A 12,682-nucleotide genomic window follows, 5' to 3' on the forward strand; every position below is an offset into this window, starting at 1 on the left:
GTCTAATTGCTAAAAAAAACAAGATGATGAAACGATATATTATTTTTTTATTAGGACTGTTGATCTTGGGTGCTTGTGCGAATGATGAGTATTTGACTCAAAGAACAGAAGTGAAAGAAGGTATTCCTACAGTAGTGAAATTATCTGTGGGGGCGGGTATTAGTGATCAGATTGAGACGAAGTCTTTTTTGGATAGTGATGTTTCTGATTTATATGTGTTTTCTTTTAAAAAGAGTACTGATGAGTTTTTAGCCGCTCAAAAGTATAAGGACCTTTCTGGAACTACTATATCTTTCTCTACTCTGTCTGGAGAGCAACAGATTTTTGCGATAGCGAATGTGAACTATGATATGTTTCCGGGACTTTCGGAACAATTGGAGGAGTGGTTGACAAAGAATCCCTCAAAATCGGAGTTGAAATCCCTTTTAGCGGATATTGGAGGTGATAATGCGGTCCAGTTCGCGAATACGACTTCATTGGTGAGTGGATTATGGAAAAAGGATGATGATACACAAGATTATTGTACGGTCAAAGAGGACGGGACGTTAGTAGAGAAAGGCCGAATTATCTTAAAGCGAGTAGCGGCCAAGGTGAGCTTTAAGATTACGGTGGCAGAGGGACGGGAGTTCCATTTGAATAGTTACCAAGTTTGTGAAGTTCCTAAGCAGGTAAGCGTATGGGAAAATGCTACCTTAGGGGCGATGGGTAGTTATTCAACACCGGAACTGACCATATCCAAAGATATAGGTGTAGTCGTTTTCTATATGCCTGAAAATATAGCTACAGGAAAAGAGGGCTGTAATACCGCGGATGCCCGAGAACAACTATCGAAGGGTTCTTTAAGACACTCAACTCCAGAACAACGAGAATTCACATATGTTGATAAGCCTGCTACGTATGTGTTGCTAAAAGGTTCTTATTACGAAAAAGAGGGTGATGGGAAAGAAACCAGTGCGGAGGTTGTATATTGCGTCCATTTAGGTTTAGGAGCGGGGAGTGGCGATGGGGTTGATCATACAGATTTCTCAACCAATCGTAATACGAATTATACATACAATATCGAGGTAAGAGGGGTTAACAGTATAATGACGGAAGTTACTGCTGATAATAGTAATGTTTGGCGGCAAGAAGGAGATGTTACGATTTCGGGAGAAGGAAGATCAATGCTATTAGACGCTCATTTTGAGGTAAGAAAAATCCGGTTCAGTAAAACAGATTTTAAGACTACGGATTTAAAAGCTTATGTAAAAGATCCTTTAACTGATTTCCAATTGACAGAGTTTAAAGATTTAAAAAATGAAGAATCAAAAAATTGGGTTTCTTTTAAATCGCTTAAGGATGTACCTGCAAAAGAATACTATAAGTATCCTGCGAATGGGGAGGGGGTGCTAGGTGTTGAAGAATTATTGAGAGAGTTAAATAAATGGGCAAAGGGGGAAAACTCTGCTCTATCTCCAACGAACGAGGATTTTATTGAATTTGTTTGTTTTGTGAATGAGTATTATTATCAAAGCATAGAGTGGCCTAAATTCGTGAATACCCTTGATCGTGAATTTTTTATTATGGATAAAACACAGGAACAGACATCAGGAGGAAATAGTACCCTTACTTCGGATGCCTTGTTCGTGATCAGACAGCGTTCTATCCAGACGGTGTACGATTTAAATAAAGGGATAGATTATAATGCTTGGGGTATTGAGACCGTAAACGAGACGGGGTTGTTTAGTACTTCAAGTAATCCAAGTAAAATTAAGGATATGTCTTATGGCCGTTTAAATCTACCGCCAAAGTTAAATAATGGGAATTGGAGTACTTTTTTAGATTATTCAAAAGAAAGTAACTCTAGCCAGATCATTACCGGTACTGGTACTGGAAATGCGTATTATGCCTGTTTACAAAGAAATAGAGATGAGAATGGAGATGGTAAGATCGATCAAACGGAAACGAAATGGTATCTAGCTTCTTCCGGGCAATATATCTCGTTATGGTTGGGGCGTTCCTCTTTATCTGAGGAGTCTTCTCTTTTTAATATAGGAGATTGGAAAAGTGAAGATTTTACGACTAACATCCCACCTGAATATCATTATGTACCCAGTGATAGAACTGGAAAAACTGTCTTTTGGGCGGAAGAAGGAATTACAATAGGTGGTGATGATGATGGACATACGTTGGGAAGTGTTCGAAATTATCGTTGTGTACGTGATTTGAATAAAAAAGGGGAGGATAAGACTAATTTAGAGGCTGTAAAGGCACCTAAGACGCTTTTCAGCATATCTTCTGCTGATGATGCTACTGTTACCGTGACGTTTGACTATATGAATGTAAATTCATTAAAGCCCGCTCCTTCTAGAGGAGAATTGGATCCACATAATGAACGTGATAATGATATAAACAGGGTTTATAAGTCTTTTAGTATTGTTAGAGGGGCTTTGTCGCAGACAGGTTATAACTGGAACAATCGCACGAAGCTTAAAAATCCGTGTGAAAAACTTATGGGTGAGAAGGGCTGGCATATGCCAAATCAAGTGGAATTATCTGTTATTTATCTGGTTGGAACTGATGCGAGTGCATATTCATCTATATATGACAAAGGATTTTTTAAAGACTTAAAAGCTAACGTGATTTTAGCTCGTACTTCATATAGTGGTATAGCCCAAGGTGGTAAATCCGGAGAACATGCTTATAAATTGCGTGCAGGAGGAGCTGTTTCTTTAGTGAAGAAAGATGGCGATAGAGGTTATATCCGTTGTATAAAAGATAACTACAAATAGAATCAATTCATACGAAAAACTATTCTTTAATATATCTAGTTGTAGAGACGCAGCGTGCTGCGTCTCTCTCTATTTAACAGAAATCAATTTGACACTTTGTATCCTTAACTCCCGGAGAATCCCTTTTTTCGTCCCAACCTACGGCTTGTCTCCAAATACGTAAGAAAAAAACAGTAATTGCTTATCATATACGTAGATGCTGAAAAATGCCCTTTCGTCCTAGCTAAATTAGTTCATCGTAATTCATATCAAGTAGGGTGAAAAGGAGAAAAACAAGGCTTACGATTGGGGTGTAACAGTGCAAGAATGCCCATTCGCAACCGCTTATAACCCTATTCGCAACTGCTTACGATGCCCAACAGCACGGTTGGTGTTGCCCAACGCCACCGTATGTGTAGGCTTTTGCCTCCTAATGTGCGTTGAAAACCGTCCTTTTTTATCCTAAAACATGAATAAAGCGGCGCTCCATGCCTTTATTGTGTGGCTTTCATTAAAAGGGAATGTCACGATATACGTCTTATGTTGATCAAAAGGATCAGATAATGTCCGTTTGGCTAACCGGTTGATCTTTGATGCTAAAGTGATATGAATGGCTTATTTTATCTAGACGAGATTTTTTATTCGGAAAATAGTCCTTACCTTTACGACATAGATACGTTTTCTGAACTTCAGCCTTCCCGAGTTCCCTTCATGGCGAACGGACGTGGTTCTGGCAAACGAGCAAACAGGTAAGACTTTTGGGCGGATCCGGCTGAAACAGATCTATATCTCTTTCGAGCGATTCGATTTGCGTTACGAGGAGTGCGTTACTCCGTTAGAAAAAACAATTTATGTACTGAAAAATATGAACCTGTTTGATATGTCCCCATTAAAGGAGAAAGAGGCCCACTTCCGCCGTTTGCTGGACGTGGCGAACTTGGGTGCCCTCACCCCGCAGGAGCGTGCCATCTACGACGAGAACTTGAAGATCTATCGGGATTGGAAGGCTACGATGGAGTATGCGGTGGAGAATGCTGAGGCGAAAGGTAGCCGCTTGACCGCTTTACGTACTGCTTGGAACTTAAAGAGAATCGGCTTGGATCCCTCTGTGATCGCCCAATGTACGGGGCTTTCCTTGGAGGAGATAAACGATCTGGAGAATCTCATTCGCAAGGAAGAGATTAAGTGTTAGATGTGGATGATATGGTATAACAGCTAAGGGGCAGGCTTACACAAGTCTGCCCCTTGCTGTCTTTATAAAGTATCGGTGTTCCTATCACCTTCTTTGAAATGAATAGGTGTTCTTATCAATCAAGGATAGTTGGTAGGTTTACCCTTTAAAGTTGAAACTCACACCTATCGTGCTAAGAATTGTTATAATCTATTTTTGTGATGCAAATTAAAAGTGAAAGGGATGAATAGGAGAGAACTCGTGAAAACATTGGCTGATAAATTGTCGGTTACGCAAGCGGAGGCGATGCGCTTTGTTCAAGCTTGGGAAGAGACTACGACAGAGGCTTTGGAAAGTGATGGTTCTTTGATGCTATTGGGCTTTGGAACGCTCTCCGCTTGGGAACAAACCGAACGGATCGGCAGAAATCCTAAGAATGGGGTGGCTTATATGATAAGAGCTCGTAAAAGCGTGAAGTTTAAGCCCGGTAAATTATTACTTAAACAGTTGAATGCGAGCTCGTCGAAGTGAAGGCATTCACGTATGTATAATAAAAACGAAAAAATATTCGATATGAAGAGAATTCTTTTCCTAGTCCTGCTCTTGGTAGCTACGACAGGCGTTTACGGCCAGAAGTTCGCGGTGAAGTCGAACTTGCTCTATGATGCGACTGCTACGATCAATTTGGGTGTAGAGGTTGGCTTGGCGAAAAAGTGGTCGCTGGATCTATCCGGCAACTATAATGGATGGAAGTTTGGTGATGAGGCTCGTATGAAACATTGGCTGGTACAACCAGAAGCTCGTTATTGGTTGTGTGAGAAGTTTAATGGACATTTCTTCGGCTTGCATGCGCATTATGCGGATTACAATGTTGGAGGCCTAAAGTTCTTGAGCAAGAATATGGAGAATCACCGTTATCAAGGTAATTTGTATGGCGCCGGACTCTCTTATGGTTATCAGTGGTTGTTAAGCGATCGGTGGAGCATGGAAGCCGTGTTGGGTATTGGTTGGGCGCATCTGGATTATGATAAATATCCTTGTGCCACTTGCGGAACCGTATTGAAAAGCGATACGAAAGATTATTTCGGGGTTACGAAAGCCGCTATTTCTATTATTTACTTTATTAAATGACCCAAGCGATGAACAAGAAGATAAATGCATATATGATGGCGGCTATGATGGCCGTCGTGTCTCCGGCAATCATGGGACAGACTGCCTCGGATGGGGTTAAAGTGATTTGTAACGACGTGGTACAGAAGGGTGACTCGGTATATATCGATGCCGTGGTGACGGTAAGTAGCGATGCGGTGAAATCCCGTAGCTATTTGGAACTGACCCCCGTCTTGGAATCGGCTTCGCAAAAAGAGGGGCTTCCTTCTATTTTGGTGAACGGACGTATCCGCCAGAAAGTATATAACCGTGAGGTCGCCTTGGATAATTTGAACGACGTACCTCATTATACTATCTTGAAAGCCGGGAAGGAAGATCAAGTGGTAAGTTATAAAACCGCCGTGCCTTTTGAGGATTGGATGAAAGACGCACGTGTCGTATTAGACCCGAATCTATGCGGTTGCGGTAAGGAAGAGGCCGGTAGTCCGTTATTGATCGCGGACAAGATTCGTCGTCGTCCGGATAAGCGCTATGAGGTTCAGCCTACATTCTCTTATATCACGCCGATGGCAGAGACGGAGAAGCATCGTGCGGAAGTCGGTACGGCTTTCTTGGACTTCCAAGTGGGTAAATATCAGATTCTTCCTGATTTCCGTAATAATGCGGTGGAGTTGGCGAAGATCAATAATACGATCCGTACCGTTACAGAGGATAAGAACGTGAAACCGACAGGTATCGTACTGAAAGGATATGCCTCACCGGAAGGCTCTTACGCTAGTAATAAGAAATTGGCGGATAATCGTGTCAAAGCGTTACGTGACTATATCCGCCAGAAGAATGACTTCAAGGCTGATTTCTTCACGATGAGCTCGGAACCGGAAGATTGGGTCGGTTTTAAGGAAAAGGTAGAGGCCGATCCGAATGTGCCGAATCGTAGCGAGGTATTGGCGATTATCGATAGCTCGGATGATCCGGATCGCAAGGAGGCTAAGTTACGTGCCTTGGGTGGTGGCGCCGCTTTCCGTTATGTGTTGAAAGATATTTTCCCTTCGTTACGTCGTTCGGAATATAAGATTGATTATACGGTACGTGAGTTTACGGTGGATGAGGGGCGTGAGATTATCAAGACTCGTCCGCAACAGCTAAGTTTAGGGGAGATGTTCGCGGTGGCTAACAGCTATGAGATCGGTAGTGACGAATATAATAATGTATTTGATATCGCTGTCCGTATGTTCCCGAATGATCCGGTAGCGAATCTTAACGCTGCGAATATCGCTATGGGCAAGGGTGATTATGCTTCCGCTAAGAACTATTTGGCGAAAGCGGGGAACGCCCCAGAGGCGGTTCACGCAAAAGGAGTGTTAAGTATGTTGACCGGTGATTTGGCAGAAGCGGAGACCCTATTGAAGCAGGCTCAGGATATGGGTGTAAAGGCCGCGGCGATAAATTTAGAGGAATTGCGCAAGAAAATAGAGGATAATGCGGTATTTGATAGTTTCAACGCTGTAAAATGATAGCTATTCCTCCCTAGGTATAGGGCAGAAGGCACTTAATTTGTAAATGTCATGAAGACAAATATTAATAATAATTTCTTTTATATGGAACAAGCATCAGATGTAGTAGAGTTGGTTCTGCCTCATGAGGTAGATAATCCAAACAGTGTCTATCTGTATCTGGAAGGAGATGCTTGGTGCGCATACGAACGTTCAGCCTATTATCTGACTCAGATGGAGGTACCGGTTGTATTAAAGAAAGAAGTGATCCGCAGCGACTATGATGTGGTCTTACTGAAAGCTTTTTTCGCCGTGAATGATATGTATTTGCCGCTTTCTCCCACGGCTGTGCTGAAGTTGGTTGCCGACGATAAGCTACAGTTCCAGATAAGGGATAGGGTAGAAGGTTTTTCCGAATGGAAAGAGAATGAGTTAAAAAAATTATCTGCTTGATAAGGAAGCGAACGCTTCTTATTTAAGCATGTAAAGTTGAGGGGTGTAAGGGTCCTGGAAAGTAGTGATACTTTTCAGGACTATTCTTTTGTATGGGATGCCTCCCTGTAAATGATTACCCGGCAATCCGGGGAGAGAGTGACAGTGAATTGGTCTCCCAAAGCCTCGTTGAGAGTTCCTTGCCACCATGAGGTGAGCTTTCGTCGGCGAATGGGCCAATGGAGTCCTTCCGTACTAATCTCCCCTTCGGGATAAAGAACGAAAATGGAGATTTGTTGTCCCGGATAAGAAGCGAAGGTTGTTGTTTCTAAGATAGGAGTGAAAAGGCCATAGTCGGATAACATCTCCACCCGCTTGAATAAGTGGGCATAGTCCATAAGAAGGGATATATTTCCCAATGTATGATCCTCACGCAATCCGGTAGCACCTAATATAAGAACTTCTCGATAGCCTTGGGTATGGGCGAAACGGACGGATTTGGTGAGGTCGTTGATCTCTTGGTCCTCTACATGATGGATTCGGTCTGCGTAGCGTTCGCGCAGGCCGGCGGGTATGCTGTCCAAGTCTCCTACGATAGCGTCCGGATGAATACCCTTTTCATAAAGTGTCTTTACGGCTCCATCACAAGCGATAATCGTTTTCGCTTCCTTTAATAATCTCAAGGGTAACTCAGCGGAAGGAAATCTCCCATTCGCTACGATCACACATCCTCCTTCCAGACTTTCCATATTATCTCCCATAATTCAAAATTCATAATTCAAAACTCTTCCCCTTTCTTCCGCCAATTGTAATAGCCTACTATGGCTAGTGTCGCATAGCAAAAATAGAGTAGCATCGTCGGATACAAGCCCCGAAGGTAATAAAGATATACGGAAACGAGGTTTACGATTACCCAAAAAATCCAATGCTCGATAATTCGCCTTGCCAGCATCCAAGTAGCGACAATGCCTACCGACGTGGTGAACGCATCGCCTACGGGGATGGGAGAGTCCGTGAATTGATGAAGGAGATACCATAAGATGGCGAATACAACGGCCAATGTTCCGATAATCCCCACGAAAAGCGGAAGGCTCAGATGGGTGTATAGGATACAGTCGGAGGGAAGACTGTCGTTTTCCGTGTGTATCTCATGTTTCTTCCGGGTCCATTGATAGAAACCGTATATGCTGATTCCTACGTAATAGGTTTGCAATCCCATGTCCGCATAGATCTTAGCGGACAGGAAGACAAATACATACACGAGGGAGGTGAGGAATCCCACCACCCACATGGCCTTATGTTGTTTAATCTCTAGAAAGAGATAGAGTAGACCGGTTATTACTCCGAAGTATTCTAGCCAAACCATTTTAGTAATTGAAAATTAAGTTAGAATTTGAAGGTGATCCTGGCCATGGCGTTCGTGCCGGCTTGGGTGAAATAACCGTCATCCTTTTTACGTGTGTCGTTTTCGATATAAGAGTATACCCATGCGTTGGTCTCGTACTTCTCGTTGAAGAGGTTGTTGATAGTCACGTCTAGGGTTATTTCTTTCATGAACTTAGGCTGGAAGGCGTAACCGATACGTAGGCTATTGATAAAGTAGGGATCGATGGAACGATCCTTGCTGCTTGAATTGTCTATGTATTGGCGGCCTACTACTTGCGAGTTGAAACTAGCGATAAATCCTTTGTAAGCGAAATCGAACATGCTGTTTGCGATTAGGTCTGGGGAGAAAGCGATATTCGTTGTACCTAGATCGTTGATCTCTTGTACTCCGGTATCCCAGTTATCCACGTATTCCACGAAATGCTTGATTTTATTTTGGCTGAGGGTTACGTTCGCGTTCCAATTCAGCCAAGAGGTGATTTGTACACCTCCGGTAAGCTCGATGCCCATTCGGTAGCTATCCTTTATATTGGAAGTGAGGGCCTCACCGATCTCGCTGATCTTGCCGGTCAGGATCAATTGGTTGTTGTAATCCATGAAATAGAGATTGGCTCCAACCCGGAAACGGTTGTTACCAAAACTATAACCGGCCTCGTAATCATATAAGGTCTCGTGGGTAGGACGTTCTTCGGGGCCTGCCTCCGTGAAATTGTCACGGTTCGGTTCCCGGTTTGCGACGGAGAAAGAGACGAATGCGTTATGGCCGTTGTTATGGAAGTTTATACCGGCTTTCGGGTTGAAGAAGTTCCAGTTCTTATGAATGTCCAGCTCTTCCTCGGCTTTGTCATCGTTTCCCTTAATGGTGTAATGGATCCCACGGTATTGTAAGTCCAGATAGCCGGTGAAAAGAGGGGAAAGACGTTGGGTCAATTTTGCGTATGCGTTGTAGTCTAATTTCTTACCGGTATTGCGGTAATATTCGTAATCCGGTTGTGGCAAGACGTTTGCGCTTTTGGTCCACATTACCCGGCCAAAATGGTCGCCTACATAGTTGTTGACGGCGGTTCCCAGCGTAAGGCGGGTGTTGTCATGTTGATAGTTCGCGCTATAAACGGCTCCATAGAAATAATTGTCGAGCCATTTACGGCGCACAAGGTCCGTCTTTTTTACGGTATTACCCTCCGGATCGATATATTCCGGTAGTTTATAACTGCTGAATTTGGCTTTCGATTTATAATCCTCGTAATATCCGTTACCATCGGTGTAATGAAGGGTCAGGTTCATATTCCAGAAATCTCCGATACGCTGGCTGGCCATTAAATGGTAGTTGTGTTGCCAATAATTATCCGTCTGATTGTTATAAAACTTCTTCACTCCATCTTCCTCATATTCTCCGCATGGATTATAGCTACGATCTGTGTCAAGTAAATAAGACGGAACACCGTTCCATGCTTGATAGGTCTTCTCGCTGTTCCCGAAGGCTTGGAATTTAATCAATGTATTATCGGCATAGAAAGCGGCGGAGGCATAGTAAGAGCTCATACGGGCGGAGGCACGATCGATAAAGCCGTCGCTACGGATATTGGAGTAGCGGACGTCGAAAGCGAAATGATCGTAAAGTAATCCGGTACCGCCTTTTACCGTATGCTTCAGCGTACCGAAAGAACCTGCTGATACGGAATATTCGCCGTAAGGCTTTAAGGACGGTTTCTCGGTCTGCATGGCGACCGTAGCGCCAAAAGCTGCGGCTCCGTTCGTAGAGGTTCCGGCACCTCGTTGGATCTGGATCGATTCTACCGAGGAGGCTATATCGGCCATATTAGCCCAGAATACGGTATGAGACTCGGAGTCATTAACCGGTACGCCATTGATCGTGATATTGATACGGTTCGCGTCTGTACCCCGGATACGAAAACCGGAGTAACCTATACCTGTTCCGGCATCCGAGGTCATGATAACAGACGGGGATTGGGAGATAAGGAATGGGATACCTTGCCCGTTGTTCCGGCTGCTTAGCTCTTGTTTGGAGATGTCGCTATAAGCTACCGGGGTTTCTTTCCCGACTTTGGTAGCGGTAATAACTACTTCATCCAAAGATACGTCTTTTGAGATTTTCAAGGAGTCGACCGGACTGGGCATTTGTGCCTTGACGGTTGTAGCCAGTAAGGAGCCGGCCAAGATAACCAATACATTTTTCATCTTTTCATCTTTTTGCTTTAAAACTAAATAGATGAATAGAAAGGATCGGAGAAGCATGAATCCCTACGACAGCATTACCTGTACAGGTTCTATGGGTATGATCTCAGCCCGCTCCTTTCGTGAAGGATTTTGCGAGCACCCCTTCGTATTCGGCAGCAAAGATAGGCATAAAAGTGTTAATAAATATTACTGTCAATAGTAAATCGGATTTCTATAGATATTAATTCTGATTACTATGGATAGTAATCCGGTTTGTGTCGTATTAATTTTTTCTGTAAAAAGATGAGGATATTTTGAGAACTCATTGATTTTTTGTATATTTGCGGGCGATTAAGTGAAGTTGAGGAGGGGGCGGGTAGTCCCCTTCTTTTGTTCTTAACAGATATGTGTATGATAGAAAAGAAAGTGGTAAGCCAATTAATAGAGGAAAAACTAGCCTCTTCAAGCAATTATTTAGTAGACGTGGTGATTAAACCGGGAAACCTGATAGTCGTTGAAATTGATAACGATGAAGCGGTAAGCATTGATGATTGCGCTGAGTTGAGCCGGTATTTGGAGGAGCATCTGGATCGTGACGTCGAGGATTATGAGCTGGAGGTTGGCTCCGCCGGCATTACTTCTCCTTTCAAGGTACTTCGCCAATACGTCAAGAACATCGGAAACGAGGTGGAGATGCTGTTGAAAAACGGCTCGAAGCTGACCGGTGTGTTGAAATCTGCCGACGAGAACGGTGTGGTTGTCTCTGTCGAGAAGAAGGTGAAACCGGAAGGCGCTAAGCGGAAGGTGACTGTGGTGGAGGATGAGTCGTATACATTTGATGAAATAAAATATACAAAATACTTAATAAGATTCAAGTAAGATTATGGCCAAGAAAGAGGAAACAATCAGTATGATTGACACCCTTGCGGAGTTCAAGGAGTTGAAGAATATCGATAAAGATACGATGATTAGCGTTTTGGAAGATTCGTTCCGTAACGTGATCGCCAAGATGTTTGGCACGGATGAGAACTATGACGTGATTATCAACCCTGAGAAAGGTGATTTCGAGATCTGGAGAAACCGTACGGTTGTGGCTGATGATGAATTGGAGGATGAGAACTTGCAGCTTACGTTGACGGAGGCCCGTAAAATCGATGCCGACTGTGAGGTGGGCGAGGAAGTGACCGACGAGGTGCATTTTGCAGACTTCGGACGCCGTGCGATCTTAAACTTGCGCCAAACTTTGGCTTCAAAGATACTTGAATTGCAGAAAGACAGCTTGTACGCTAAGTATAAGGATAAAATCGGCCACATCATCGCCGCTGAGGTTTATCAGGTGTGGAAGAAAGAAATCCTGTTGTTGGATGACGATGGTAATGAGTTGCTACTGCCGAAATCCGAGCAAATCCCGACCGATTTCTATCGTAAGGGAGAGACCGTACGTGCGATCGTTCAACGTGTGGATAACTATAATAACAACCCGAAGATCCTTCTTTCCCGTACGGATAAGGTCTTCTTGCAACGGTTGTTTGAGTTGGAGGTTCCGGAGATTAATGACGGCTTGATTACGATCAAGGCGATCGCCCGCATCCCGGGAGAGCGTGCCAAGGTGGCTGTCGAGTCATACGATGACCGTATTGATCCGGTAGGCGCTTGCGTAGGTATGAAAGGCTCTCGTATCCACGGAATCGTTCGCGAGTTGAGAAACGAGAACATTGATGTGATTAATTACACCTCAAATCTCTCTTTGTTTATCCAGCGTGCCTTAAGCCCGGCTAAGATCTCTTCTATCCGTGTGAATGAGGAGGAAAAGAAAGCTGAGGTTTATCTACGTCCGGAGGAGGTTTCTTTAGCGATCGGTAAGGGCGGTCTGAATATTAAGTTGGCTTGTATGTTGACTGAGTATACGATTGACGTATTCCGTGATATCGAAGGAGCGGACGAGGAGGATATCTACTTGGATGAGTTCTCCGACGAGATCGACAGCTGGGTGATCGACGCACTGAAGAATATAGGATGCTATACGGCGAAGAGTGTCCTTGCTATGGACCGCAATGAGATTATTGAACGTGCCGATCTGGAAGAACAGACCGTGGACGATCTTTTAGCTATCTTATCTGCGGAATTTGAAGATGAAGGTAACGAATAAGTATTACGACAAA

11 protein-coding genes and 1 riboswitch are annotated in these 12,682 nt (G+C 43.7%); of the genes, 8 read left to right on the forward strand and 3 right to left on the reverse strand.

What is annotated here, in order from left to right:
- The first annotated feature begins 23 nt into the window (after nt 1-23).
- The 6 genes from HMPREF0999_RS05525 to HMPREF0999_RS05550 all read left to right on the forward strand — a co-directional run bounded on the left by HMPREF0999_RS05525 (nt 24) and on the right by HMPREF0999_RS05550 (nt 6,977).
- On the forward strand, nt 24-2,771 hold the full coding sequence (locus HMPREF0999_RS05525) for a DUF4906 domain-containing protein (RefSeq protein WP_009275398.1): 2,748 nt from the start codon (nt 24-26) through the stop codon (nt 2,769-2,771).
- Between the two features lie 661 nt (nt 2,772-3,432).
- Nucleotides 3,433-3,942, forward strand: a complete 510-nt coding sequence (locus HMPREF0999_RS05530) for a PD-(D/E)XK nuclease family transposase (RefSeq protein ID WP_083865944.1) — start codon at nt 3,433-3,435, stop codon at nt 3,940-3,942.
- Nucleotides 3,943-4,164: 222 nt separating this feature from the next.
- Nucleotides 4,165-4,452, forward strand: a complete 288-nt coding sequence (locus HMPREF0999_RS05535) for an HU family DNA-binding protein (protein ID WP_005867570.1) — start codon at nt 4,165-4,167, stop codon at nt 4,450-4,452.
- A 42-nt stretch (nt 4,453-4,494) separates the two neighbouring features.
- Nucleotides 4,495-5,052, forward strand: coding sequence for a DUF3575 domain-containing protein (locus HMPREF0999_RS05540; protein WP_005859412.1), 558 nt, complete (start codon nt 4,495-4,497; stop codon nt 5,050-5,052).
- 8 nt (nt 5,053-5,060) lie between these two features.
- Nucleotides 5,061-6,545: a DUF3868 domain-containing protein gene (locus HMPREF0999_RS05545; RefSeq protein WP_009275400.1), complete on the forward strand. Its 1,485-nt coding sequence runs from the start codon at nt 5,061-5,063 to the stop codon at nt 6,543-6,545.
- A gap of 84 nt (nt 6,546-6,629) precedes the next feature.
- The gene (locus tag HMPREF0999_RS05550; protein ID WP_005859408.1) at nt 6,630-6,977 is read left to right on the forward strand and encodes a hypothetical protein; all 348 of its coding nucleotides are present in this window, start codon (nt 6,630-6,632) and stop codon (nt 6,975-6,977) included.
- Nucleotides 6,978-7,057: 80 nt separating this feature from the next.
- On the opposite strand, the gene HMPREF0999_RS05555 is transcribed toward HMPREF0999_RS05550, so the two are convergent.
- Genes HMPREF0999_RS05555 through HMPREF0999_RS05565 form a run of 3 tightly spaced genes read right to left on the reverse strand, consistent with a single transcriptional unit; the run spans nt 7,058 to nt 10,541 of the window.
- Entirely contained in the window at nt 7,058-7,717 is a 660-nt protein-coding gene (locus tag HMPREF0999_RS05555; protein WP_009275401.1) for a thiamine diphosphokinase, read from the reverse strand.
- A gap of 17 nt (nt 7,718-7,734) precedes the next feature.
- Nucleotides 7,735-8,322, reverse strand: a complete 588-nt coding sequence (gene pnuC / locus HMPREF0999_RS05560; RefSeq protein ID WP_005859404.1) for a nicotinamide riboside transporter PnuC — start codon at nt 8,320-8,322, stop codon at nt 7,735-7,737.
- A gap of 20 nt (nt 8,323-8,342) precedes the next feature.
- Nucleotides 8,343-10,541 (reverse strand): TonB-dependent receptor, encoded by a 2,199-nt coding sequence (locus HMPREF0999_RS05565; protein WP_005859402.1) that lies wholly within the window; start codon nt 10,539-10,541, stop codon nt 8,343-8,345.
- Nucleotides 10,542-10,583: 42 nt separating this feature from the next.
- A riboswitch (TPP riboswitch) is annotated at nt 10,584-10,694 on the reverse strand.
- Between the two features lie 237 nt (nt 10,695-10,931).
- On the opposite strand from HMPREF0999_RS05565, the gene rimP reads away from it, so the two are divergent.
- A complete protein-coding gene (rimP, locus tag HMPREF0999_RS05570) occupies nt 10,932-11,399 on the forward strand; it encodes a ribosome assembly cofactor RimP (RefSeq protein ID WP_005859398.1) in 468 nt (155 codons plus the stop codon).
- Nucleotides 11,400-11,403: 4 nt separating this feature from the next.
- Nucleotides 11,404-12,669 (forward strand): transcription termination factor NusA, encoded by a 1,266-nt coding sequence (gene nusA, locus HMPREF0999_RS05575; protein WP_005859396.1) that lies wholly within the window; start codon nt 11,404-11,406, stop codon nt 12,667-12,669.
- The last annotated feature ends 13 nt before the right edge of the window (nt 12,670-12,682 follow it).

The sequence above is a fragment of the Parabacteroides sp. D25 genome, assembly GCF_000307475.1.
Taxonomy (GTDB): Bacteria; Bacteroidota; Bacteroidia; order Bacteroidales; family Tannerellaceae; genus Parabacteroides; species Parabacteroides distasonis.

Bases quoted from the DNA above. Each gene is read 5' to 3' on its own strand.
- HMPREF0999_RS05550 (WP_005859408.1), top strand. From the start codon at position 6,630: ATGGAACAAGCATCAGATGTAGTAGAGTTGGTTCTGCCTCATGAGGTA.
- HMPREF0999_RS05555 (WP_009275401.1), bottom strand. From the start codon at position 7,717: ATGGGAGATAATATGGAAAGTCTGGAAGGAGGATGTGTGATCGTAGCG.
- pnuC (WP_005859404.1), bottom strand. From the start codon at position 8,322: ATGGTTTGGCTAGAATACTTCGGAGTAATAACCGGTCTACTCTATCTC.
- HMPREF0999_RS05535 (WP_005867570.1), top strand. From the start codon at position 4,165: ATGAATAGGAGAGAACTCGTGAAAACATTGGCTGATAAATTGTCGGTT.
- nusA (WP_005859396.1), top strand. From the start codon at position 11,404: ATGGCCAAGAAAGAGGAAACAATCAGTATGATTGACACCCTTGCGGAG.
- HMPREF0999_RS05540 (WP_005859412.1), top strand. From the start codon at position 4,495: ATGAAGAGAATTCTTTTCCTAGTCCTGCTCTTGGTAGCTACGACAGGC.
- HMPREF0999_RS05525 (WP_009275398.1), top strand. From the start codon at position 24: ATGATGAAACGATATATTATTTTTTTATTAGGACTGTTGATCTTGGGT.
- rimP (WP_005859398.1), top strand. From the start codon at position 10,932: ATGATAGAAAAGAAAGTGGTAAGCCAATTAATAGAGGAAAAACTAGCC.
- HMPREF0999_RS05565 (WP_005859402.1), bottom strand. From the start codon at position 10,541: ATGAAAAATGTATTGGTTATCTTGGCCGGCTCCTTACTGGCTACAACC.
- HMPREF0999_RS05545 (WP_009275400.1), top strand. From the start codon at position 5,061: ATGAACAAGAAGATAAATGCATATATGATGGCGGCTATGATGGCCGTC.